Source organism: Micromonospora sp. NPDC007220 (genome assembly GCF_040634035.1).
Taxonomy (GTDB): Bacteria; Actinomycetota; Actinomycetes; order Mycobacteriales; family Micromonosporaceae; genus Micromonospora; species Micromonospora reichwaldensis.
In genome coordinates this window covers 1,077,029-1,103,074 of sequence record NZ_JBEYEU010000001.1, presented here as the reverse complement: position 1 = coordinate 1,103,074, position 26,046 = coordinate 1,077,029, and the positions used below count along the sequence as shown (strand labels likewise).

Genomic DNA, 26,046 nt, shown 5'->3' with positions numbered 1-26,046 from the left:
GGGTCGCGGTCCGGCCAGATGGGGTTCCCCCGCCCGAAGAATGCCTCGATGAGGGCATCGACCTTGGCCGCGTGACCATGCGCCGGGCGACGGCCCGTCATTCGAATCCTCCGAATCGGTGCCGGAAGTCGAGGCGGGCGGTCCCGGCGGCTTCGGCGCCGACCTTGTAGGTCATCGCCTCGTCGTTGATCTGCATGCCCCGCATGGTCAGGTTCATGGAGCCCGTAAGGATCCACCCGTCACCGCAAAAGGTCTTCTCGTGTACGTCCTCGTGTTCAAGAACCCGCAGATTAACTTGAATTGCATCGCGGCGGAGCCGGTCCAGGAACGTCACATTGTGGGGATCCGGGCGTACGACGACGGTCACTCGAGCACCGCTAGCGGTAAGTAGCGACAGGATCTCCGACAACGTGTAGAGCCGGTTCGACGGGTCGACGAAGACGCTGTCGTAGCTGCCGCTGGTGTTGTCGATGGCAGGAACGTCGCTGATCCACGGTGAGACCAACCAAAGCTGATCGCTCGGGGCTACCAGTTCGGCGGTGAGGATGGTGGCTAACACTGTATCGATGCGCAGGCCGGTCGTGCGACCGGTGCGGACCACTCTTTCCCAGGTCACTGTGCGGCCTCGCGGATCTCGATCGTCGCCTTCATGAGGCCGCTGTCACGAGAGACGCTGCGTATCTCGCCGTACACGCGCAGCACGTCCCGGTCGACCGCTACTGCGGGCACAGTGCGCAGGGCAGTGGCGAAGGCCGGCGTCCGATGTGCTGGCGCAGCCAGCACGACAGCGCTTCGCTCGCATATGGCCCTTCTGTAGGCAGCTAGCCAGTCCGGGTCCTCCAGGTCGACGACCGGAAGGCGCTCGTCGTGCGCCGCCTGCGCCAGCAGGCGGTCGATGATCGGCGGCCCGGCGTAAGGCTGGTAGTGCTGCAGATGCTGCACACGCGCCTTGCTACCGCGTGGCCACAGCAAGCTAAATACCTGGTCTGCGGTCAGGCTCGCCCCTTCTTCTATGGGAACGGCTAGCCGACCTGCGCTGACCAGGTAGGCGAACACTGCCGCTTCCACCTCGAAGCCGAGCCGTTGCTGGAGTGCGTCCCAGGCCCGTACAAGGTCCAACGCGGTGGCGTCCGTGGCGCTAGTAGTGCCCGGACGCAGGAGGCGGGTCGACACAGCCGCGATCGCCTGGTGCCGCGGATGGCCGGTCAGCGTTGCCCAAATCGTGCGCAACTGCTGCAGTGCGGCGTCGGCGGCACGCGCCGAGCGCGCCTCACGCAGGGCCGACATTGCCTGCGCCGCCGCCCCCGAGGGTTGCGACACGACGTGGTCGAGCAGTGGCAGGACGCTGCTGTGCACGTAGTCGTGGTCGCTCGGCCCCAGCGCGCTGTCGACCAGTCCCCAGAACCGGCGAGGATTCGCCGTGTAGAAGACAACCAGTTGTTCGATGATGCCAATCCCGCCGAGTGACGTCTCGCTAAGCCAGATGCTGGCATGGTCATTCCCTTGGGCCAGCGGTATGACGTCCACGATGAGGTCGCGGTCTTGCGCGTCCGGACAGGCCCGTTGAGTGGCGGCCAGTATCGCGGCGGCCACCGTGTCGCGGTAGACCCGTTGTGCCAGATCGGCGGTGAGCCGTCTGATGTCGTCCGTCCACAGCAGTCGGGCATGATGGTCCAGGCGGTCCGTTAGGCGGTTGTCGGCGCTAAGTTCGGTCAACCCCACGACGAGCCGATCGTGTGCTGCCACCTCCTCCGAGGTGGCATCGCGGTAGAGCGCCCGCAGGACCTGCTGGATGTCGTCGCGCCACTTACCACCACGGAGGGACGCGTGGATGGCCCCCCCCGGGCTGTCGGCCAGGTTCGGCTCGGTAGCCGCCAGGGCGTACGCGGCGGTGTAGACCGTGGTCAACCAGTTCCGCTGGAATGAGTTGGCGATACCGTCCAGGGCCGGATCTTCGGCCATCGCGGCGTTAAATGCCAACAGCCGCCACTCCGGCGATGTCAGGTACTCCGCCACCGCCTTGTTAGTGGCGTCGAGTGGAGCGAGTTCGAACCGGACCGCATCAACGTTCAGGCGGAAGCCCAGCGCGGCAGGTTGCCCTTCGAGGCAGTACCGCACGTTGCTGCTGACCCGGCGCACGGTCCCACGTTCGTAAAGCGTCTCGCATTCGGCGCCGAGCGTCATTCGTCGGACCTCGGCCGGGTTGCCTGCGGCGGTGGTGGCGAAGCCGACCGCAGTGATGCGGTCGGTCCAGGCCGAAGGCTTCGGGATGTTGCCCGCGTACAGGCCACTGGCCGGTTCGAGGATCTCCGATCCCCACACCGGAACACCCTGCGACCGGTCGGCCACCTCCTCGGGTGGTCGCTGGAGCCGGATGACGTATGGACGGAGCACCTCTACCGGTTGATGGCCCACAGGCGCCCACATGCCCTGCGGGCTGTGGGTCTCAACGAAGCTGCTGATCTCAATCTTCCCGTCGACTCCCGGCGCCGGTAGCGGCAACCAGGTGCGGTCAAGGTTGCTTTGGTAGCCGTAGCGTCGGCTAACCCGCCCCGGGACCGCTTCCCGCAGCGCCCGTTCAATCGGAAGGGCTTCCGGGTCCTCGGCGAAGGGCAGCCGGAAGTTCACCTCTGGGACGTTGAGCGGCTCGTACAGGGCAGTGGTCAAATAGTCCGGAAGCAGGCTGCCCGGCTGAGCTCCCGGATCCGGATCTACCGGCCGCCACCTGCTGCGCAGCCGCCGCAGTGCCGTCGGTGCCACGCTCAACAGCAGGGCACGAGGCTGTTCCCACAGCAGCGCCTGGGCTTCGTCGGCCGTGATGCCGAGAGCCCGGCGCAGGTGGACGACAAGACTGTCCTGCACCACGGGATCGGTTATGAGCCGTTCCAGTAGGTTGGCCAGCACCTGCTCCAACTCAGTGTCGGACGGACGAGCCTCCGGCCGCGGAGCCGTCAACAGGCGACGTGGATCGATGCGAGAGTTCGGTAGCGTCGCAGCGAGCCAGTCGAGCAGCGCCTGGGCGCCTTGGATCTTGAGAACGAAGCGGTTGCGGATGGGCAGTCGACGCGCCGTAAGTTCGGGCGAGAACAGACTGTCGTACGCCTGGTACGCCAACCGATCGCGCCCATAGTCAGACAAGGTGACGACCGTCCACGGACGCGTTCCGCGACGACGTCCGGCTCGACCGCGTCGCTGGATAAACGCGGCGGCGTCATATGGCGCCTTGTGCTGGAGCACAAGGCCCACCCGGTCGTCGTCGTAGCCCACCTCGAGCGAGGCAGTGGCAACGACAAGATCCGCACCGTCGTCCACACCGACGTCCTGCGACGACGTACGGCCGACGCGCAACTCCCCGACCACAGCGTTAGGGTCGAGGTTATGTCCGATCTGCCGTACTAGATCCCATGACTGGCCATCGTTGAAGCGTTCGGCCCGAAACGGAGCTTCCGGCGACCGCAGTCCGGCCAGAACGCGCCCCACACGGCCCCGCCCGGACCGGATACCACCCTCCGCGTCACGTAGGTCGTCATAGAAGCGGTTGGTGACATCGAGGTCATCGGTAAACAGAAATCCGCGCGAGCCATACAACTGCTCCCGGTCTCGAAGATCGAGCACCCGACCATAGAGCATGGCCGTCTGGATGGACGTGGACAACTGGCTGGCGCCGGAGACTGGGTCCGCGCGCACGGCTAGAGCGTACTCGCGGCCCTCTTCCTCTAAGTCCTGCGGCTGCGGCGTGACGTAGTCGACCGAGGCATCCGGAAGACCGGTCAGTTGCGCAAAAAAGGCTTTAGCATCGCGCAGCGTAGCGCTGAGCCCAACGAACGTTATCGTATTGCGCATCGCATGGCGCCATCGTCGCAACAGCAGGCCGACCTGGGCACCATGCATTCCGGTATAGGTATGCACCTCGTCGAGCAGGACCAGCGACGGCCGGCGGGGCCCGCGCCACCCGAGAAGGCGACCAAGCCCGGGATCAGTGGCATTGCGGTTGAGCATTTCAGTGGTGGTGAACAGCAAGTCCGGAGCGCTGCTGCGCAACTTGTCGCGGGTCAGCACGACATCGTCGATGACAAGCCCGCAGGCTCCGTATGTGCACCGCAACCGGTCCCGATTGGCGGCTTGGTCGAGGCGCGACCAAACGAGGTCACGCCGGCAGTGGGGGCACGCCAGGTAGGGGCAAAGAAGATCCGCGCCACGCTGGGCCCACGCCCGGGCCGAATGCGATTTCCGCGCCTGCAACTGCTCGGCGTTGTGCGGCGTGGCCCCGTACAGAACACCGAGCCGAAGGCGCCGACCGGCTCCGGGCTTCAAACTAGCGTTGATCCGAAGGACAGCGGCGACCGCTTCCCGTAACTGGTCACGCAGTAGTTCGATGCGCGGATAGAGTGCCAGCGTGTGGACGCCGCCGCCGCCCTTGCGAGCATGCTCGGCCATCGCGGCGAAGGCGGGAAGGTAGAAGCCCAACGTCTTGCCGCTACCCGTTCCGGCACCGACGATCACGCCGTTGCTCTCGCCGGAATGCAGGGCCTGGGTGATTGCCCGTGTGGCGTCGACCTGGAACCTGGCCACGGTGGGATGGTTCAACTGCGCACGGGCGGCGTGGGTGTGCACCTCCGTCCACGCCGCTGTGCCAGCGAGTTCGCGCAGCGCGTCGTCCACGGCGATAGCGCGTCGCGGATAGCGACGACGAGCAGTGTGCAGGCGATAGTCGGCGACTAGCGTTCGCCCCTGCTCCCACCAGTGGGCCGGAGGCGACGTCAGGTCGCGTGGACCGAACAGTTGCCGCAGCCGGGTGGTCAGGCGGACGGTCTCGGCCATCCTCGTGCGGTAACGGGGTGGTGAGGTGGCCGGAATTCGGAACAGCAACGCGGCGTCCTGCAGGGCCGATAGCACCTCGTTAGCGAAGGCCTCGGGCGCCCTCGGGCTGTTAAGTAATCGGTCGTTGATCGCGTCGAGCACCTCGCTGTGGGCGAGGGTGCCGGTAGTCACGCCCCACGCCAGTAGGGGAAGTTCCAAGTCCTCCAAATCGTCAAGGACGTCGGACAGGAAGCGACTGCCGAGTCGCTGCGTCACAAACCCCTCCTGTGAAGTTCTACCTGGTCGGCGAGGCCGTACTCGCGGAGCAGTGCGATGTCCGCGTCCGAGACCTGGTCAAGCATGATCCGACGGCTCAGTCGGAACAACAACTGCTCCAGTTCCGGGTCGGGCTCACGAAGGTTGTCAAGAGCCTCCTTCAATCCTGCATGGGCCGCCGCAAAGGAGGAGATCTCTCGTGCATGCGGAACATCGATTTTGCTTAGGCTCTTCAACTCGCCCAGGGTGGACTGCTCAGCCCGTTGCTCTGCGGCAGACAGCACCGCCAACCGCTGTACCGGCAATTCGGCAATCCGCTCACTCGCCCACTGCAGCCAAATCTGTGTCAATGCAGCGCGGGTCCGCTGTAGGACGGCATCCACGGTACGACGGGCCCCGACGATGGCCTGGACCGACGGCAACCCGTCCGTGGCCAGCCGCGAGAAGCGTTCCCGACCGTCGTCGACTCTTTCGAGGTCGAAATCGACACCCTGCGCCCGCAACGCACGGGCCGCCTCCACGAGTCGGCGCAGCCGCTCCAGTGTACCGCTGAGTTCCTCGGCCTGCGTAAGGACGCGCTTCGCGTTGTCTTCTGCCTCCGACCCTTCCCGCAGCCGATTCGCCTCCGCCGTGAGTGCCCTTGCCTTGTCGAGAACCGAGATCGCCGTCACTGGTCCACCTCCGCCCACTGTCGCTTCAAGTCCTGAACTCGCAGGGTGGCGGACTCGCCCGACCCGCCGGACCGCAACCGGGCCTGGTGGAGTTTCTCGGTCAACCAACCATCACTAAGGGTGAGGAACCGCTCAATCGTCGTGGTGTCGGCACCTCGGTCCACTGCACATGCCGCAACCACTGCGCGATATCGATCTTTGTCGTCCACTGCGGCGTCGATGCGTGCCAGGTCCCGCTCCAGCCGCTCGACGGATCGCCAGTCGCGCTCCCGGACGTTGTTCAGCAGCGACTCGAACCCCGCCAGATCAGCGGGACCTAACCCCTCGCCGACGGCGACGCGAAGAGCCTGGTCCACGGCGGCGACGGTCTCGCTACCACCGACACCCGACGGCAGCAAGCCTCGGATCGTCGTGAGTTGTTCCCGGAGCACGACCAGTTGTGCATCCGTGACGCCGACGAACTGGTTGAAGCCGCCAACGGCCCTCTCGGCCCACTCAGGAAGCCTGTCCGGTCGCCGCCACGTCCAGTCCTGTGCAGCCTCCCGCACCAGAGGCACCGCTCGGGCAGCGTCGATGATCCGCACGCCGCCTCGAGCACCACGGGTAAAGCCGACACCATCCCGCAGCCTGGTAACCAGTTCGCGACGGCCTGCTCGGTGTGTCTCCCAGAGCCGGCTCCACTGCGGGGTGCGTCCGGCGGCGTCCGCTCGTTGCCAGCCACTGCCATCGGCGAGCGCCGCGTCGATCAGCTCAGCGTCCGCCATACCCGGCCAGGCATGCCCGGCTAGTGCGGCACCCAACAGGGAAGCCCGCATCCCCAGCACTAGTTCCTCATCGGAGAAACCACGATAGCGTTGCACAGCAAACTGGAGATCCTTTTGGTGGCGTTCCGCAATCGTCTGCAGGCGGACCACAGCCGCCGCGTTGCCCGTCAAGTCGACGCCGGCTAGAAGCAACTGCCGAAAAAAGGTGGCGTTACCAGGGTTACGCTTGAACCGAATGGGAGCTTCCGCAGTCCCTGGAAGCCGCTCGCCGCCGGCGCCTTCAATGGAAACGACTGTGGACTTCGCCGGCCATGCCTTGTCAACGTCCACGACCAGAGGCTCGGCCATCACCGGGTCGGTCCATAGGCATCTGTTGATCACCGCCTGCCGGATAATGCCTCGGAGGTGGGCCGCGGTGCCCTGCGGAAGCAGGCTCTGACGCCCCTGCCACTCCTCGACGTCTTCGACCATTTTCGCGATGGCCCGAGAGATCTCACCGGTAGATGAAACGACGGACGTCTTGCTTCCCAACGAGGACCGGCCGGCGGCACGCGTCGTGGCGCGGCCGGAGGCGGTTTCCAGGTCGTTCAGGCTGAGAAGTCCGACACCGAACGCCTGGTGCATCTCCGGTTGAAGGTTGATAACTCGGCCTGGCGCATCGCCCCAGAGTTCGAGGAACGTCTTGCGCCGGGTCGCATCGACGACGTCCCGTTCCTCGATCTCCTGGGCCACGGCGCCGAGTAAAAAATCCTCCCCTGGGGGAGTGGGATATTCCTCGCGGAACTGCTGGTCAGGGAACGAACCCTCGCGCAGGGCCTGCGCATGGTCCACCAGCACGGGCCGGATGACCTCGCCAATAACCGCGCGCGGATTAAACAGTTCAGGACTGCTGTGCGCCGGGCGCGCCCGGATAGCGCGCCGCAGCGCCGACCAGTTGAACGGGTAGAGGCCATGGCCTTCGGGCGAAGCACCGAAGGTGGAGTGGCAAGTTTCCTGAAACTCGCACGTGTCACACGCGTTGGGCACGTCGGCGCCGTGTTCAACGTCGGCCTGGTCCAGGGCCTTCCGGCCGACCCGCGCCGCGTTGAGATACCGCCCGACAAAGGCACTGATTTCTGCCTGGCCCTGGTCGTCGTACTTGAGCGGAACGTGGAGGTCGTAGATATAGGGTGTGGCCGCCTTTGCGCGGGTCAGGACCGTCTCGGCGAGCCGGGCGAAGTACCCGGTGGTCACGGCCATGAGCGTGCGGACTGGCGCGAGTTCGGAGCGCCCGCCACGTACGCCCGCCTCGATTAACGCGTCGAGCAAATCCCGCTGAACGCCCTGGAGAACCACGAAATCCTCGATCAACAGCACGATCTCTTTGCCCTGCTCGGCATATCGGCGACGGATCTCGAGCATCGCCTGCTGCAGCCGCCCGCCGCCCATGTTCCATACCGCCGTGACGGCGACTGGGAGTTGCTCGGTAAGGATCTCGACTGCCGCAGTCTGCAGTTCGGGCCGGCTGGTGATGAGGCTCAGCAACCGCTTGGCTTTGTCGGAGGCCTTGTTGACGTCGGCGATGTCCAGGGGCAGGTCAGTCAGCGAGAAGTTGGTCGGCCGGTCGTCCTCTCGCTCGCCCCGGTCGGAGAGCAGACTGGCTGCGAGCCGGGGGATGAGCTTGCCCGGCTGCAGCAGATTGTCGCGGACGTGTGGATCCAGCAAGAGCGACGCCAACTTGTCCGGCCCAGCCAGAATCCGCGCCGGGCCCGGTCTGGGGTCCGCCACCGCGACCGCCTCGGAAAGCTCATTGATCAGACGGCGTTGCAGGCTGTCGACGTCCAGTTCCGAGCTCATCCGATCGACGTCGGCACGCAGTTGTGCCAACTCCGGGGTGTCCACACCCGGGTGATCCAGCAGGGTCCGAACGACCGCGCGCAGACTCGTGCTGGTCTTCGGCAGGTAGATAACCAGGCGCTCATCGGTTGACGGCGTCAACTCGTGGATCCAGCGGACCAGGTGCGACTTCCCCGTTCCCGATTCACCGGTCACCGGCATCAGCAGGACCCCGTTGGCCGTCGGCCGCTGTAGGAAGTCGCGCCGAACCTCCTCCTCGGTCACGGGCATACCCAGGTCGTCGGACTTGGCTTCCGGGTGTCGCCGCCGGATTCGCAGCGGCGCGTGCGTTGCGAAGAAGACCGAGGGTGACGGACTGACTGCCTCCGTACTGATGGTCGTGGCGGCGGTGGCCGGTGACCAGCAGACAACCTGACGGAACTCAGCCATCAATCGGCTCCATGATCTCAAGATGAGTGATACGGCGCGTGCCGGCAGCCCGATCGGGGTCGACGAGTAGAACCTCGTCGTCGGCGTCGGACCGGCGATCGAACCTCAGCCAGCCCTGTTCCTCACCGCAGAAGAGCGCGAACGACAAGGCCGACGACACGTCGGGCGCCGTCTTCTCAAGTTCGAGTTCGAGGCTGTAGCGACCGTCCGGCAACACGGGAAGTGCGTCGAGTAAAGCCGTGACGGCGTCCCGCGCCGCCAGCCGGGCACCATCCGGCCACAGCATCCGGGCGGTACGCCGCACGGCGGGCGTGCAATCGGGCTGGAGCGTCAACTTGGTCGGTGTCAGCAGGACTGGACCGGCCGCGAATCCCAGCGCTTGCGACCAATAGCCGAAACGGTTGCGCCGCACGTCGTTGAAGTTGGGGTCCGGAATGTGCTTTGGCAATGCCTCGCGCAGCAGGGACTCCAGCGCATCCTCGTCGAAGGCGCGGAACGCATCGAGCGTCAGGAAACACGCCAGCGCTCTGACCAGGTCCTTGGGCCCCTGATCACCCGGCTGGGCGATCCCCTCATTGCGATGCGGTTCAAGCACGCGGTTGCGCAACAGGTCGGTGAAGCCTTGATAGCTATCGGCGGAACCGAGGTGTACCTCATCTCGCAGCACGAGATCGTCGCCGTCCTCGGCGACTATGGCCAGATCCCGCAGCATCCGCACCGCGTAGTCGAAGGTCTTGTCCCCGTCGGCCTTGCCAGCCGGCAACAGGCTTGCCGGTTGCAACGCCGCTCGGGCAACCGCGCGGGACCGGCGTCGATGCGGCGAGACCAGCAGGTATCTGACCAACACCCACATCGCGGTCGGAAAGGAGGCACCTTCGTTTAGTAGCGCCATGTCACAAGGCTCCAAGGACGGTTTCAAGCGAGAGCGAAGCATCGCACAACTGCCGCAGCTGAACGTGCGGTCTTTCGGGGTCGGGCAGTTCACGTGGGTGAATCAGATACGTCGGTGCCCCATCCCGCAACCTCGAACGCGCCGCGGCCGAAAGGTCCGGCCCTTCATCCGCCACCCAGACGATGGGTCCGGCGAAGGATTCGGTGAGGTCGTCGTCGTGGTCCAGCAGCACCGGCTTCGGCCACGCCACACGCTGGACCTTACGGGCGACCGCATCCGTCACTCCCGGTCCGGCCAGCACCCCGAGACCACGCCGGGCCAACTGGGCGAGCAGTTCGGGCAGAAGATCGTCGCGCGCGGCCGGTGTGCGCCACCAGATGCTCAGCCAGGGACGGTCGCGGCGCAGTTTGGCGAGCGGGTCCCCCGTCTCCTGCCAGTGCGCCATCCGCGGTAGGGGTTCACCGCCAGCGCGGTAGAGACCGTCGTCCCCGCGGTGGGAGCCGCTGTGGCGGCAGTACGGGCAACCGCGGCAGTTCACCGGCGTGGTCAGTAGGCCGCCCCGCCATGGCATTCGGTAGTAGCTGCCGAGGACTTCGCCGACGCACCGGTCGCCACGGACCAAGGCGTACAACTGATTCAGGGCGGCGCCCTGCTGCTTGATCACCAGCGTTCGTTGCGCCTCGAAGGCCTCGCCCCAGTACGACCGGTCGTTGGTCCGGCCGTCGCGTAGTTGGACGACGACACGGGCGTCGAGCCCGGTGAAGTACTGGTCGAGGCGCGCCTGCCATTGGTCGTCCGGCTCGTCCCGCAGCCGGACCGGGGGCTGTGGCTCCTCGCGGGCGACCAGCCCAGCCCGTGACATGAGGTTGAGCGTACGGACGTTCCATTGCCGGTTCTGCCGCGACTCTTCGAGTAGGTGTGGCGGGAACGTGTCCAGGCTAGTTTCGCGGCGTCCGTCGCCGAGATCGACGGCGGCGCGATACATGGTTCGCCACCGGTTCCATCCCTTGTCAGCGCTGATGACGATGTCGCGGTTCAGCCGGCGTGCGGTGCCGTCGTCGCCCGGTGCGATCGTCAGGTAGACCACCGAGGGGCGGCGGTCGCGGCCGCTGCGCCCTACCTCCTGGTAGTAACGGTCGAGCGTCTCAGGCATGCAAGCGTGGATGACGGTACGGACGTTCGACATATCCAGGCCCAACCCGAACGCCGAGGTACCGACGACTATGTCGTGCCTCGTGGGCGTGGGTCTGCCGGCCTCGTCCTCGCCGCGCCAGCCCATAACCGCGGTCCGGCGCTGGAGGTCGTTCAGGTCTCCGGTGACCTCCGCCACCCGCAGGAGACCGGCTTGCTTCAGCAGTCCGGTCCACCGCCTCGCGTCCTTCTTCAGCGAGGTATATATGATCAGTGGTCGAGGCAGTTTGCCGATCGCCTCCAGGACGGCGGCAATGCGCTTCTGCTCGGTTGCGAACCGGTCGACAAAGTACGACGGCTCGCGACGGGTCTGGGACGCCCACACCACCTCCACCCGGCCGGGCGTGCCGAACAACTCGCACAGTGTTTGAACCTGCTGCTCGGTGAGAGTGGCGCTCATCGCAAGCGTGACCACCTGCCGGCCGGTCGGTGCAATCGCGAGCCAAGACCGGCGCTGCCCACTCATAGCTTGGAACTCGGGTCGGAACTCGTTGCCCCATTGCTCGACCAGGTGCGCCTCGTCGATGACGAGGTGAGTGAGGTAGCCCTGGCGCGCGGCGGCGTCCAGCGCCTGGCTGAGCCCCGTGAGGATGGCTTCCGGCGCGGCGATGACAACCCGCTGCCGCCCGTCACGAACGTCGCGTCGGATGGCTTGCTTGATGTCCTCCGGTGTTCCACCGGTGTAGGCATAGTGTCCACTGGGGCTGGGTTGCTCGCCGAGTGCCGCCAGCAGGCCCCGAAGTCTGCGTTCCATATCCATCGCGAGCACGACCGTCGGCACCACGACGACGGCGACGCCACGCTGCCGGGTGGCGGGCAAGGCGGCCGCCCACGCGACCTCCGTCTTGCCTTGGCCGGTGGGAAGGCAAACGATGGTGCTACTGCCGGGAGGCGCGGTCACGACCGTACGAGCGGCCTGCCGCTGCCCTAGCGAGGTGTAGTGGTCGAAGCCGAGACCAAGCGCCTGCCGCCAAAAGGGATCGGCGGGGTGAGTGTCGGTACACCAGGCAAGGCCTCGGTAGACGTCGCGTATTTCCGCCGAGGACGCCTCGCTACTGGGTGTCGTCGGTTCGCCGGGACACCAGATCACTGCCGTGATCGAGAAACCCAACTCCGTGGACAACGCCTCGCAGCCCGCCTGTTCCCACTGGTGTCGGTCGGGCAGAGCCGGTCCGCTCGGAATGGCGAGAGGCCAACTTCCGCCGTGTCGCGCTTCGTTCTCGAGAAGAACCTGCCGGGTCAGAGCGGCGACGTCCCGCCAGCCAGCAGCGCCCGTGCCCAGACCCACCAGCGCGTCCCGCAGCCGTGCACAGGTGCCTGCGGCGGGGAAGCCCACCGGCACCTGCGGCCACGTCCTCCAGAGTTCCTGGGCACACGCCCAATCGTCACGCGCCACTCGATATCGCTCCCAGTTCGCCGCCCACCACGCAGGTCACCGCCATGAGCCGGATGGCCGGCTGCCCCAACGCGTCGATCAGGGCGGCTGCGACACCTACGTCGGCAAGGTAACTGTCGGTGTCGGACAGCAGCCACCCGGCTTTGCGCCGTGCCTCCGCCTGGGCACGCCGGACCGCGAGCGCACGACCGGCCTCATCACGCGCCTGCTCCGCCCGTTGCAGCAACTGCGCGGAACGGGTCAGCGCGTCGCGCGCGTGTAACTCGGCGCGCCGGGCGGCAGCCGCCAGCCCTTCGACGTCGCCGAAGTAGTTCCAGACGCCGGCGATGCGTTGGTCGTTAAGGTTGACGTCGCCCCGGTCCGGCGCGTATGGAGCGTCCAGCCATCTCAGAAGGCGCTCGTCAGTGACGCCCTGTTCCTCGCCAGAGGGCAGCCAAAGCCGCTGCATCAGCGGCGGCAGAATGAGGTCGGCCTGGCGCCGAAGCGCACGGCTTGCGTCGGGAAGTGCGCCGATGAGTTCCTGTGCTGACTCGATGTCCGCCTCGACGAGAAAGTCAAAACCAAAGTAGGCAACCATGTCCCGGCTGCGCACACCTGGACGCCAGAGCACGCAGGCCTGTCCCCGGTCATCAATCGCAGCCACCCTCGCGAGTGTGTCGACAAACGGGTTGCCGACCCGGAAAAGCCGGGTACCGGGTGCGCGAAGTGCAACGTTGCGGTTAAAGGTTCCCTGCATGACGGCCTTCGGAATGGTGCGTCCTGACAATGCGAACAGTCGTGGGGACACGAGAGGGTCGGCTTGACCACGCGCGAAGCGCACGACTTGCCGGCTCTCCTCGGCGGGCTGTACGGCAAATCGGAGCCCACCGGCTTCGGCTCCGACGTACAGCATGGTCGCCTTCTCGTGAGCTCCCCAACGGGCCTCCATCCTGTTCATTTCCTCTGCGAGGATGCGGCCACGAGACCCTTCGTGGACGGCCTCCAGCGTGTCCATTCCGTCTATCTCACGACGTTCCTGCCGCAGTTTCTCGGCCACGTTCCCGCTCATCGCTAGCATCGCGGCCGGCCCTTCCCGCAGGCCGAACTCCCATACCGTGGTTGTCACGTTCTCGAGGGCGTCCTGCAGGGCAGTGACCGAGTCATCGAACATCTTGACGACGTCTACAAGAAAACACGCCCATGTGGCCCCGAAGGATTGGTCGGCAGGGCCAACGTCGATCACGTACTGCGCTGCGGCTCGTCCGCTGGAGCCAAAGGCTCCAGCGAAGCGGTCCACGCGCCCCAGCCGTTGCTCACATCGATTGGGTGACCAGGGCAGCCGTACGTGGACAACGGCATCGGCGTCCTGCAGGTTTACGCCATCCTCAACGCTGTCGTCCGCGATCAACACACCGCCATGGAAACGCCACCGATCGGCCGCAGCGGCGCTCTCCCCCGCTCCGCGACGATGCGTGTGCTCGGCGACGATGCGTGTGCTCGGCGACGACGAAAGGGCGTCGACGAGGCGACCGGCTAGGCTTCCTCCGCCGCAGAAGACGACGACGCGCCCGTGCTTGGCCAGCACGTGGGCGAGAGGCCGTACATCGAGGTCGCGTCCGTCGGTGTACTCGTCAAGCTTGCTTGACAGGACGCGGTCTGCGGGCAGAACGGCCGTTCCGGCGAGGATGTCGCGTTCCTGGCTGTTGAGTCCCGCGCGTTGGGCGGCCACGCCGTCCCGATACACCCGCCATCGGACAGCGTCGTGGAAGTCGTCGGAGAGGCCGTCGCTGCGTGAGGCCAGGACGGCAAGGACGTGCCCATAGGCAGCAGCCTGGTCCTCCGCATCGTGATCAACGAGCCAGTAGGCGACCTGCTGCTGCCAGGTCAGAAGCAGGTCACCCATTGGCTCCGCGGCGGACGCCCAGAAGCCCAGCACCGTGGGTCGCTCCCTGCCGGTGACCTCAAAGGGCAAAGCGTCTGTGTCGTCTCCGCTCGCCGCAAGGACGTTGTGCCGACGATGCCGGATGATCCGCCGGTGCAGGCGATACGTCTCGCTGATGTGTGCCCGCAACCCGTCCACCCGTGCACGCAAGGCTGGCCGCTGAGCCTCATCGCTCAAGTCTCCGTCCGGTGTAAGGAGGGACAGGACCTCATCGGCAAGGTCGCGGAAGGCAGAGTCTTCGGGCAGCAGGTCCGAGATCTCGGAGATAGCGCTGGGAAGTAGCGGTTCGAAATCCGCGTCCAACCCGAAGACGGCGTTGGCCAACACGCGCCGTGCCTGGAACCTCTCGGCAAAACGCGGCAGGTCATCCCAGCGGTAGAGAACTGGTTCAAGCAGGTGCAACATGCCCAAGTGTGCCTGTGGCCGAGAAATCGTCGGCGTGGCCGAGATAAGCACCAGTCGTTGCGCCGAGTGGGCCAGGGCGGCCAACTCGCGGTAGGGCGATTGCGCGGGGTCCGCCGTGTCAGTCAGGCGATGAACCTCGTCGACGACGACCAGGTCGAAGCCATGGTAGTCCTTCCACCGCTCAGGAGTCTCGTGGCGCGTGATCTTCAGCGTTGCGGCGAGAAAATCGTCAGTGAAGAACTTGTCGCGCAATTCCCGGTTCCATTGTTGCCGCAGCATGTCGGGGGCAACGACGACGATCCGGCTGGTGGGGTCGTCAAGGAGTCGCTGCCGGATGATCAGGCCCGCTTCGATTGTCTTCCCTAGGCCGACTTCATCCGCAAGGAGGTAGCGCTGGACCGGGTCGCTGAGCACAGTCAACGCCGCTTGCACCTGATGGGGGTATATCTCGATCGCCGCCGACAGGAGCGCAGGCAGATTGGCGCAGGCAGCTCGTTGGGCAACGAGGCTCCGCAGCATAGGCAGACGAGCGTCCCGGAAGTACGGCGATTCGTTGGCGCCGGCCGCCAGCACCTCGACAGGAGAAACGATCGGCCGGTCCCAGCGCACCCGGAGGTGCACCTGAGGAATTTGGTGGTCGAGGTCGAGGTTGGGGAGCCGCACGAAGTAGGTGTCTGGCCCTCCACCGACGATCCGTCCGGCCCTCCATCGACCCGTGTCCGGATTTTGCCAGTACACCCTGGTCTGCGGCAGTAACCGCACCGCTTGACACTCTTCAACGTCGACCCAGCAGCAGAACCCTACAGGGATTGCGACGGATTCGAACGCTTCAACCCGCACCTGGTCGCCTTGGCGTTCAGCAATACGCCCAATCCCCTCGATCTTTGGGTGTTCGACGAACTGGCCGACAGGCAGGACGATGGCATCGGCGGCAACTCGCCGACGTTGATGGAGTGACCGCGGGCTCGATCGTTCCTCGGTCCGCCCGGTTTGTGAATCAAATATGATTGCCACCCCCTTGATTGACGCGATCGCCGGACTGCCGGGCAATATGCTTCAGAGCAGCCCCGGTGCCGACGGGTTGTTGAACCACCGAGCACAACTCCGCCATACGGCGGCATGCGGTGCCAGGGTCGTCCTGGTGGCGCACCAAGGCAAGTCCGTCACGCTGCCACAGCGCACGGGTGCCAGCACGCCAGCCATCGCCCGCGCTGCTTCGACGGCGGGTGGCGCATCCAACCCAGCAAGCATCGACCTCACCTCCCCACAAGGTGCGCCAGGGACATTACCGGCGGGAGTCCCCTCAGCGGGACCCTAAGTAAGTCACCCGATCAGCCGGCCTTACGTGACCTGCTTGCGATGTCAATAACCTTCCAAGTTGATATTGCCGTCAAGCAACAGCCACCGTGATCCGTTGTATCGCCAGCTCAACTACGGTTTCGGCGGTGATAGGCAGGCGCTAGACCCGCCCGCAGGCGGACAGGCCCTGCAACAGCCCGAAGGGCCAACTGTCGCCAAGCCGACAGCCTGAGTTGCCCCCGCTGCGAACAGTCCTGCAGCACCACGCCACGCTAGGTTACGAAAGTGACGGATCTTGAACGGGGCATGTACGAGCACCTGATCACCGCTGAGCTGGCCGATCGCCTCCAGCACGTCAACCCCGCTCTCATCCAGCACCACAAGCTCGACCCCGCCGACGCCCCCGACGCCCTCGCCCGTCACATCGCCACCCTGGCCCATCGCGCCCTGCAAGCCGTCCCCAGCGGCGACGACAAGCTCCACCGCCAGATCGCACTCGCCAACCGCATCGCCGACGCCATCGCCGACGAAAGCCCTCAGGCGTCGACGCCACAAGACCAGGTCACCGACGCCAGGCACCTCCTGCACGCCATCGCCGCCCCACCCACCCCGTCCGCGCAACCAGCCTTCCCCCAACGCCCCACCACCCCGCTCTCCACCGGCGCGCTGCTGGTCAACGGCCGCCACCAGCCCCGCATCGGCCACGAGGTCACCCACGAGATGGCGTCGGCGGAGCAGGTCGACCTGCTCTGCGCGTTCATCAAGTGGTACGGGCTGCGCATCGTCGAGCCCGCCATCCGCGAGCTGATCGCCCGGGGCGGCAAGCTGCGCGTCATCACCACGACCTACCTGGGCGCGACCGATCAGCGGGCCCTCGATCGGCTCGCCGAGTTGGGCGCCGAAATCAAGGTGTCCTACGAGACCAGGACCACCCGGCTGCACGCCAAGGCGTGGCTGTTCCGCCGGCGCAACGGCATGACCACCGCGTACGTCGGATCGTCGAACCTGTCGAAGACCGCGCTCATCGACGGCGTGGAGTGGAACGTGCGCGTCTCCAACGTCGAGCAGCCGCACGTCATCGACACGTTCACCGCCACCTTCGAGGATTACTGGAACGACCCGGCTTTCGAGGACTACGACGCCACCCGGGACGCCGAGCAGCTGCGGAACGCCCTCAGCGGGGAGCGGCGCGAGGACCAGCCGACGCAGATCGCCAACCTGGATGTGCGGCCGTACCCGTACCAGGCGGAGATCCTCGCCGACCTGGACGCGGAGCGGCAGGTGCACGGCCGGCACCGGAACCTGGTGGTGATGGCGACCGGCACCGGCAAGACGGTCGTCGCGGCGCTGGACTTCCGGCGCCTGCACCGCAACAACCAGGTCGACTCGTTGCTCTTCGTCGCCCACCAGGAGCAGATCCTCACCCAGAGCCTGGCGACGTTCCGCCAGGTCATGCTCGACGGCAGCTTCGGCGAGACGCTGGTCGGGGGCAAGACCCCGACCAGGTGGCGGCACGTCTTCGCCTCCATCCAGTCGCTGCACCGGCGGGAGATTGACCCCGAGGCGTACGACATGGTGATCGTCGACGAGTTCCACCACGCGGAGGCACCGACGTACGCCCGGCTGTTGGAGCGGCTTCGGCCGCGCGTACTGCTGGGGCTGACGGCGACCCCCGACCGGGCCGACGGTCGGGATGTGCGGCGGTGGTTCGACGGCCGCGTGGCGGTGGAGCTGCACCTGTGGGAGGCGCTGGAGCGGCAGTTGCTCGCGCCGTTCCAGTATTTCGGGCTACACGACGACGTGGACCTGTCGCGCCTGCGCTGGAAGCGCGGCCAGGGGTACGACCTCGGCGAGCTCGACGGCCTCTACACCGGCAACGACGCGCGGGCACGGCTGGTGCTGAAGGCGGTGCGCGACACGGTCGACGTCGACCGCATGCGGGCGCTGGGGTTCTGCGTGAGCATCGCCCACGCCCGGTTCATGGCGGAGTGGTTCACCCGGCACGGCGTGCCGTCGGCGGCGGTGACCTCTCAGGTGGACCGGCCCGTGCAGCACGATCTGCTGCGGGAGTTCAAGGCCGGCAAGCTGCGGGTGCTCTTCACCGTGGACCTGTTCAACGAGGGCGTCGACCTGCCGATGGTCGACACGATCCTGATGCTGCGGCCCACGGAGAGCGCCACGATCTTCCTTCAGCAGCTCGGCCGGGGACTGCGCCTCGACGACGACAAGCCCTGCCTGACGGTGCTCGACTTCATCGGCGGCCAGCACGCCAACTTCCGCTTCGACCTGCGCTGGCGCGCCCTGACCGGGGTCAGCCGCAGGGAGATCAGGGACGCCGTCGAGCAGGACTTCCCGTCGCTGCCCAGCGGCTGCCACATCCAGTTGGACCCGGTCGCCCGCAAGGTCGTGCTCGACAACCTGCGCACCGTTATGCCGACGTCGAAGAATGGCCTGCTGGCGGAGCTGCGACACCTCGGGGATGTCAGCCTCGCCGAGTTCCTGCGGGAGACCGGCGTGGAGATCGAGGACGTGTACCGGTCGGCGACCATCGGCGGGTGGACGGGGCTGCGCCGGCTCGCCGGGCTGGAGTCGTCGACGCCGGGGCCGGACGACCGGGAGTTGGGCCGGGCCATCGGGCGGATGCTGCACCTCGACGACCCGGATCGCCTTGACCTGCTGGCCCGGGTCGCGGCAGGCCAGCGGCCGGGTGCCGGGCGGCTCTGGGACATGCTGCACTTCGACCTGTGGGGGCCGAACGCGGCGCTGGCCTCGCGGGACGAGCGGCTGGCGCGGCTCTGGGCGGAACCGGCCCGCTGCGCCGAGCTGCGGCAGGTGGCCGAGGTGCTGCGCGACCGGATCCACCGGGTCACGCCGCAGCCGCTGTCGGCGGAGGTGCCGCTGCGGGTGCACGCCCGCTACAGCCGCAATGAGGCGTGCGCGGCCTTCGGCATGCCGAACCCGGGCTCGCTGCGGGAGGGCGTGAAGTGGCTGCCCGACGCCCAGGCCGACCTCTTCTTCGTCACCCTGGTCAAGTCGGAGGCGCACTACTCCCCCACGACCATGTACGCCGACCGGGCCATCACCGACAGCCTGTTCCAGTGGGAGTCGCAGAGCACCACGTCGTCGGCCTCGGCGACCGGCCAGCGCTACATCCACCACGCCTCACGCGGCTCGACGGTGCACCTGTTCGTCCGCGAGACCCGGGTCGCGGACCGGGACCTGGGCGCGCCGGCCTACCTCTACGCCGGCCCGATGACCTACCGCGAGCACATCGGCGACCGACCCATGCGGATCATCTGGCGGCTGGCACACGCCCTCCCCGCCGACGTGTACGCCACCGCCCGAACCATCGCCGCATGAGCACCCGCCAGGAGGTGTTGGACCGGCTGACCTCCCTGCGGCTGCATCAGCAGCGTGGCCGACGCGCACCGCACAAGCCGCTGCTGGTGTTGCTGGCCCTCGGGCAGCTCGCCCGAGGCGGCTCCAGCGAGCTGCCGTGGCCGCAGGCACGGGAGCGACTCAACGACCTGATCGCCGAGTTCGGCCCGGCATCGAAAGCGGGGCGAGCGCTCGAGCGCTCAGGCGGCGTCGGCGTTCGGAGCGAACCTGACGTCCAGTTTCATGTTGAGCGCCCGTGCGAGACGCTCCAGGACCGGCAGGGTTGGCACTGTGCCGCCCGCCTCGAACCGGGCAACGGCGGACTGCGTCATACCGGCAGACCTCGCCAACTGGCTCTGGCTCCATCCCTTGTGTTCCCTCAGGAGCCGCACCTCCTGACCGAGCTCGAAGGCGATACGCGTCGCCTCGTACGCCTCGACGGCTCCGGGCTCCGCCATCCGGCGGTCACGCAGGTCGTTCCAGTCGACGCGATCACTCATCGCTCCGCCCCCTTGTTCACCGTGTGCCGCTCCGCCACGCATCGCTCGAACGCCCGGCGGGCTCGTTCCACCTCCCGGTCCTCCCGCATACGCGTCTTGCGAAACACGGTCAGCAGGATGATCCGCCGATCGGAGGCTATCCAGTACGTCACCCGGACCGCATCGCGCTCCAGGTAGAAGCGCAGCTCCCGCAGCTTGCCGTCGAGCTGCCGGGAGTGCGGCTCGCCGAGGAGAACTCCCCTACTCCCAAGTAGGTCGATATAAAACGCCGCTCGCGCGAAGTCTGCGCTTGGCAGCCCCTCCAGCCAGTCTCGAATCTCTGGTTCCAGCTCCACGCTACCCCAGGCCATAGCATCGATGCTATGACCTCGTGATAACTCCCCTGGGCATTGCGCCCCGCATGTCGTTTACGAACTGCTTGTCAGGACGCGTGTGCCGAGGCGTCCACCACGCGATTGCTGGCGATGGCCAACTCCTCGTCGGTGAAGAGCGGACGGAAGCGTGGCCGGATCACGACCGCCTCGGCGGTCAGGTCGACCCGCCCCCGCTCCCAGAGCGCCGTGAACCCGTCGGAGACCAGCGGGTGGTGCAGGAGCTGCCGGGCCGTGGCGAGGCCACCCTTCTCCGTCACCATCCGCAGCAGCAGGCTGGCGTGGTAGTTCGCCTCGTCCCGCGCCCGCTCGTACGTACGCACCATCGCCTCGTGGAACGCGGCTTCGAGCGCCCGCCGGTCGGCCGAGGCCTCGACCGGCTCGTCCGCCGGCTCGGCCTCCTGGTCGTACGCCCGCACCATCGCCTGGTGCAGCGTCTCCTCCAACTCCCGGCGGGCGGGCGTCCCCTCGCCCGCCGGTGCGGGCCGTGGCTCGCCTGGGCCGCGCGGCTCGGGCGCGGGCCGGACCGGCGGCGCGGCCGGGCGAGCGTCGCGGCTCTCGCCGCCCGACAGCCGCAGGAGCCGGGTGACGCTGCGGAAGCGTACGGCGGCGGGGCTGGCGGCCGGGAAGTACTGGACCAGGCCCGCGTGCCGGCCGCGACTGTCCTCCACCGGCATGTCGCGCTTCATCGACGCCGCGGTGATCACTGCCTTCGCCTCGTGCGGGCGCACCCAGCAGACCAGCCGCGCGCCGTTCGGGTGTGCCCGCTCGACGCGGACGTTGGCCCGGTACTTGCGCGCCTCGGCGGAGGCACTGTCGTAGTAGCGGGCCCACCCCAGCACCTTGCCCTCGTGCCGCACCGGCACGTCGCGGCAGTGCTGGTAGCTGTCCAGGGCGGCCACCGCCTCGTACGGCCGCAGCCAGGCCACGTTCCGGTAGCCGGCGGGCACGGGCGCCATGCCGGCGTCCGGGGTCCCCGCCGGCTCGTCGGCCGGTGGCGGGGGCGCGCCGGGCGTGGGCCGCACCGGGGGTACCGCCACCCCGCGCGGCTCCTTGTCGCCGCTGCCCTCGGAGCCGGCGCGGGCAGCCGGCGCCGGAGGAACGGGCTCGACCTCGACGGGCTCGGTCACCACCGACGGCGGTTCGGCGCTGACGGAACCATCGTTGCCGGTCGCCTCCACCGGCGGCAGAACGTCGTCGACCGGCACGGCGGGCACCGGGGCCGGCGCGAAGGTAGGCGTCGCGCGGGTTTCCTCCGTGCTGACCGGCGCAGCCTCGACTATCTCGGCGTCGATGACCGGCACCGTCGTCGGGGACGACACCTCGATGCCCAGCTCGGCGATGCGCTCCCACAGCGGCTCCAGCGCCGCCTCCGGGTCCCGGCTGAAGACGCTCCCCCGGATGCGTACGAAGACGCAGTTGCCGACCCGCTCCAGCACCGCCTGCCGGCGCATGTCGCTCTCCCACTGGTCCGGCCCGTGGTAGGCGTCGCCGTCGCACTCGATGGCGAGCCGCCGCCCGTCGGGTGCGGGGAGGACGAAGTCGATGCGGTACCCGCCGATGCGGTACTGCGGCAGTGGCCGGTATCCCCGGGTCAGGACGCGGCGCAGCACCACGCGTTCGAAGTCGCTGTCGCAGCGCTTCTCCAGGTCGTCGTAGGCCTCCTCGGCGGCGGTGACGTTCTGGCAGTAGGTGAGCAGCAGGCCCCGGGCGTCGTCCTCGCGCAGGTCGGCGGGCTGCACGGAGTGGAAGACCCAGAGCTGGTCGCGGGCGCGGGAGGCGGCGACGTTGACCCGCCGGTGGTGGTCGCGCTTGGTGAAGGCGGAGACCATGCCGTTGTGCGGGGAGACGACCGTGGAGACGAGCACGATGTCGCGTTCGTCGCCCTGGAAGGTGTACGGGTCGCCGACGCGCAGCCGACGTCGTTCCATCTCCTCCTCGCCCACCACCTCGCGCAGGCGGGTGAGCAGGTAGATGGCCTGACCGCTGGTGCTGAGCAGGCTCACCACCCCGATGGTGCGTCCCTCGTACGCGGGGTCGGCGACGATCGCGGCGACCCGGTCGACGAGCGCCTCGGCCTCGGCGACGTTGACGTTGCCGTAGGTGGGCAGGTCCTGGCGGATGCCCTCGGGGACGTGCACGGCGATGACGGGGTCGCCGATGCCGGCGGGCCGGTCGGTGCGCAGGGGCTCGATCTCGCCGCCGTAGTACGTCTGGCTGGAGAAGCCGATGATCGCCGGTACGGAGCGGAAGTGCTCGGTGAGCAGGATCCGCTCGGGTGAGCGGCGTACGGCGTGGTCGTAGAGGCTGCTCTCCGGGTCGAAGTGCTCGGCGGAGGGCACGTCGACCAGGTGCGAGTTGATCAGGCCGGTGACCGTGCCGACGAACGACAGCTGCGGGCCGATCTGCTGGTCGTCGCCGACGACGACGGCCCGTTCGGCGAGGCTGAGGATCGGCAGGGAGAACATGTCCGCCTGCGACGCCTCGTCGACGATCACGACGTCGAAGTGGGCGCCGCCGGCGAACTGCTCGATGGCCCGGTCGACGGACATGACCCAGACGGGCACGGCGTCGACGGCGGAGTTCATGGCCCGCTGGGCGTGCGCCTGCCACTGGGCGGCGTTCTTGCCCGTACCCTTGCCGATCTTGCGCAGTGCGGTGGTCCAGTCGGCGAGCGCGGCCCGGCGCCGGTCGTCGAGCGCCTTGGACACCTCCAGCCAGGACGAGGCGACGACGAGTTCCTGGGTCAGCCGGCGGATCCGTTCCCGCGTCTGCTCGATCCGGCGGCCCAGCGCGACGGGGTCGACGCTGCCGACGACGGTGTCGAACCAGGTCTGTGCGCGGCGCCACTGCCAGCGGTGCGGGCAGTCGGCCCCGGTGCCGCCGATCGCGACGGCGGTGCCGTCCTCGATCTGGGCGGTCCAGCCGGGCGCGACCGGCCGCAGCCGCTCGGTGAGCTGCGCGAAGCGTTGCGCGTCGGGGCGCAGGGCGGCGAGCCGGCGTACCTCGTCGAGGATGCCGTCCCACCCTTCGAGGTCGGCGCGCTGGCGGCTCTGGTCGAGCAGCCGCCACAGCTCGCTGGCGTCCGTGCTCGACATGCCCTCCTGGAGCACCGTGCCGAGGGCCCGCTCGTCGGCGACGAGCCGGTCGTGGTCGAACACGGTCGCGCACCGGGTGACCAGGTCGGCGAGGGCGGTCAGCCGGCGTACGTCGACCGCCTGCTCGGCCCGGGGGACGAGGCGGCGGACGGTGGCGTGCAGGGTGGGCCAGCGGCGGCGGTCCCAGTCGAGCGCGGTGGCGGCGTCGGTGAGCAGCCGACCCACCCACAGGTCGGGCTGGTCGCCGAGGTCGGCGGGGAGGTTGAGCAGTTGCCGCCACTCGGTCCACCGGGTGTTCAGCTCCTGACGCAGCCGCAGCCGGGTGACGTACGCGACGACGATGTCGACGTCCTCGGTGGTGCGCAGGGGCTCGCTGTCGATGCGGCATTCGGTGGCGAGCCGGGCGAGGGTGCTCTGGAAGAGCCGGTTGACGCCCTTGCCGGTCGCGAACCGCTGCCGCAGCTCACCGAGCTGGGCCAGGAGGCGGCGGGGCTCGGCGAGCTGCGCCTCGGGCACGCTCACCTGGTGGCCGGCGAGGGTCCGGGTCGCCGCGGTCAGGTCGGTGAGCGCGCGCTGACAGGCCGCGACGTGGTCCTGCCACATGGTCTGCCAGTTCGGGTCGGCCTGGAGCAGGGTGGCCAGCCGGTCGGTCCACGCCCCCTCGCGGCCGGCGAGCAGGGTCAGCGCCTGACGCAGTTGCCCGACGAGGTCGTCGAGCGCCGGCCGGCCGAACGCGCGTACCTCCGGCAGGACGACCCCGGCGGCGGCGAGCCGGTCGAGTTCCTCGCGGGCGGCGGCGAGTTCGCGCCGCCCGGCGAGGACGGCGGCCTCCGCGGGCAGTTCGGCGGCCGTGGGCAGGTGCCGCAGCGCCTGGGTGCGGTCCTGTCGGACGGTACGCCGGGCGATGTCGAGCAGCTCGGTGAACTCCTCCACGCCCAGCGGCGCGGCCACGTCCGGCGCGAGGGCGTCGGGGATGTCCCCGTAGCGGTCGGCCCGCTCGCGCAGCCAGTTGCCGACGTCGCTCGGCGACAGCCGGATGCCGTCGATCTCGTAGTGCGCGGACTCGTTCTCGGCCATGGTGCGCAGGCCGCCGAGGGCCTGGCCGAGGTCCCGCTCGGCCTCCTCCAGTTGGCGGCGCAGCCGGTCGACGCGCTGCTGTTCGCCCCGCTTGTCGAGGGTCGCCCCACGGTCGGAGAGTTCGCGGGCGGCCAGTTGGAGCTGCACGAGCTGGTCGGTGGAGCGGCCCAGCACCGCCAGGCACAGCGACTGGATCTCCTTCGGCAGGCCGTCGCGCAGGACCCGCAGCGGGTCCTCCTTCTGCGCCACGACGAGCACCCGCTTGCCGTGCGCCATGAGGTGGCAGATCAGGTTGCGGATGGTGTGGGTCTTGCCGGTGCCGGGCGGGCCCTGCACGGCGACGTTGCGGTGCTGCGCGAGCCGGCGCGCGATGGACTCCTGCGCCTCGTTGGTCGGCAGCGGCATGAGCAGCCGCTCCCCCAGCGGCGCCCACCGCGCCGGCTGGTCCTGCGGCATCTCCAGCCGGCTCGGCTCGTGCGCCAGGATGGCGGCCAGCGAGCCGATGCTCGCGGTGTCGCCGGCGAGCAGCCGGGCGCGCAGCTCCTCCAGGAAGCGGCGCAGCATCCGCTGCCGGGGCCGGACGAAGAGCACGCCCGTGTCGTGCACGTGCGGGCCGGCCGGGGCCGCCGCGCCGCTGTCCCGTACGACGGGGTCGTGCCCGAGCCGGCGCAGCGCCCGCTCGAAGAACTCGACGCGGTCGAGGTCGTGCCAGACGTCGAGGTCGAGCTGACCGCCGGAGCCGGCCAACGCGAGCAGTTGACTGAGGTAGCGCTCGTCGAGGCCGGTGAGCGGGTCGGTCTGAAGCCGGGGCGCGCCCTGCGGCGCCACCGTGACCATCGACCGGTCGGCGTCGAACTCGATGGCGACCGGAGTCACCACCAGCGGGTACTGCACCCGGTGCCCGGCGACGTCGGTGCGGATGACGCCGTGGCCCCACACGAGTTCGTGGGTGGCGGCGTCCATGTCGACGCGGTGCTTCAGGTCGAACAGGCTGCGGTGCAGTTGCCGCGTCGCCTCCGTACGCCGGGTCTGGTCGGCCCAGGGGCGCCACTCCCGCTCACGCCACTGCGCGAACCGCTCCTGGAGCCTCTCGATCGTCTCGTCGTCGCCGACGAGCCGGGGTTCCACGGCGTACGACGGCGCACCGGCCAGGTACGGCGCGAACTCCGCGGGCGTCCTGATCGGTCTCGTGGCGGCGGGCAGGCCGACCCGCAGCCAGCTGGCGCCGTCGGTCGAGACGCCCACCTCGCAGGCGGCGTGCGTGGGGAAGTCGTGCTGCCAGAAGGCGTCGGCGGTGGGAACCGTCCGGGCCGGCTTCTCCAGCTGCGCCCGCACGGCCATCAGGTACTCGACCAGCGAGGTGGCCCGGTCCCGGATGAGTGCGGGCGATTCCGTCGAGGACGTGGAGCGGGAAAGCATGCGGCACCTTTGGTTCTGGGTGGGTGGACCGGCCAGGACAAGGTCGGATCGACCTGTCGTCAGGAGGTCGGCCGGCGGGCTCGTCGCGCGAGCAATCGGTCCCGTCCGCGCTGTCGCACGGCTCCCACCTCCCCACTGGCGGTCCCCGGACCCTACCCACAAGAGTCCTACCAGCGGGACCCCCGAGGTTCCACCGATCGGCCGGCCTCGGCTCATCTGTTCCCGCCGTCAATTACCTACGAAGTCGATATTGCGCACACGCAACTACTTGCCGGTAATCCGACGTTTGCCCTGCTGAGCGGAAACAGCGGCTCCAGCGTCGA

The 26,046-nt window shown here is 68.2% G+C and carries 11 protein-coding genes and 1 pseudogene; 2 read left to right on the top strand and 10 right to left on the bottom strand.

Translation table 11 applies throughout. The features are described from left to right. Positions 1-97: 97 nt before the first annotated feature. From dpdK to dpdE, 7 genes are read right to left on the bottom strand one after another with little or no spacing between them, the layout of a single operon-like run. Positions 98-616 (bottom strand): phospholipase D-like domain-containing protein DpdK, encoded by a 519-nt coding sequence (dpdK, locus tag ABZ573_RS05220; RefSeq protein ID WP_358115718.1) that lies wholly within the window; start codon positions 614-616, stop codon positions 98-100. Beyond that, complete coding sequence (gene dpdJ / locus ABZ573_RS05215) at positions 613-5,076, bottom strand: protein DpdJ (RefSeq protein WP_358115715.1); 4,464 nt, start codon at positions 5,074-5,076, stop codon at positions 613-615. The genes dpdK and dpdJ overlap by 4 nt, the downstream gene beginning before the upstream one ends. Next, complete coding sequence (locus ABZ573_RS05210; RefSeq protein WP_358115712.1) at positions 5,073-5,747, bottom strand: hypothetical protein; 675 nt, start codon at positions 5,745-5,747, stop codon at positions 5,073-5,075. The genes dpdJ and ABZ573_RS05210 overlap by 4 nt, the downstream gene beginning before the upstream one ends. Further along, positions 5,744-8,776 carry a protein DpdH gene (dpdH, locus tag ABZ573_RS05205; RefSeq protein WP_358115709.1) on the bottom strand — a complete coding sequence of 1,011 codons (3,033 nt, stop codon included), beginning with the start codon at positions 8,774-8,776 and terminating at the stop codon, positions 5,744-5,746. Before dpdH ends, ABZ573_RS05210 begins: the two co-directional genes overlap by 4 nt. Then, entirely contained in the window at positions 8,769-9,668 is a 900-nt protein-coding gene (gene dpdG / locus ABZ573_RS05200; RefSeq protein WP_358115706.1) for a protein DpdG, read from the bottom strand. Before dpdG ends, dpdH begins: the two co-directional genes overlap by 8 nt. A gap of 1 nt (position 9,669) precedes the next feature. After that, positions 9,670-12,255 (bottom strand): protein DpdF, encoded by a 2,586-nt coding sequence (gene dpdF, locus ABZ573_RS05195; protein WP_358115703.1) that lies wholly within the window; start codon positions 12,253-12,255, stop codon positions 9,670-9,672. Then, entirely contained in the window at positions 12,245-15,595 is a 3,351-nt protein-coding gene (gene dpdE / locus ABZ573_RS05190; RefSeq protein ID WP_358116150.1) for a protein DpdE, read from the bottom strand. The genes dpdF and dpdE overlap by 11 nt, the downstream gene beginning before the upstream one ends. A 570-nt stretch (positions 15,596-16,165) precedes the next feature. Here dpdE and ABZ573_RS05185 point away from each other — a divergent pair. Further along, positions 16,166-19,240 carry a DUF3427 domain-containing protein gene (locus tag ABZ573_RS05185; protein ID WP_358115700.1) on the top strand — a complete coding sequence of 1,025 codons (3,075 nt, stop codon included), beginning with the start codon at positions 16,166-16,168 and terminating at the stop codon, positions 19,238-19,240. Beyond that, positions 19,237-19,449 (top strand): annotated as a pseudogene (locus tag ABZ573_RS05180) (restriction endonuclease); the annotation flags it as partial. The gene ABZ573_RS05185 and the pseudogene ABZ573_RS05180, both read left to right, overlap by 4 nt. Positions 19,450-19,458: 9 nt before the next feature. On the opposite strand, the gene ABZ573_RS05175 reads toward ABZ573_RS05180, so the two are convergent. From ABZ573_RS05175 to ABZ573_RS05165, 3 genes are all read right to left on the bottom strand, one after another. After that, complete coding sequence (locus tag ABZ573_RS05175) at positions 19,459-19,758, bottom strand: helix-turn-helix transcriptional regulator (protein WP_358115697.1); 300 nt, start codon at positions 19,756-19,758, stop codon at positions 19,459-19,461. Further along, the gene (locus ABZ573_RS05170) at positions 19,755-20,108 is read right to left on the bottom strand and encodes a type II toxin-antitoxin system RelE/ParE family toxin (protein ID WP_358115694.1); all 354 of its coding nucleotides are present in this window, start codon (positions 20,106-20,108) and stop codon (positions 19,755-19,757) included. Before ABZ573_RS05170 ends, ABZ573_RS05175 begins: the two co-directional genes overlap by 4 nt. A 71-nt stretch (positions 20,109-20,179) precedes the next feature. Further along, a complete protein-coding gene (locus ABZ573_RS05165) occupies positions 20,180-25,723 on the bottom strand; it encodes an AAA domain-containing protein (protein ID WP_358115691.1) in 5,544 nt (1,847 codons plus the stop codon). Between the last annotated feature and the right edge of the window lie 323 nt (positions 25,724-26,046).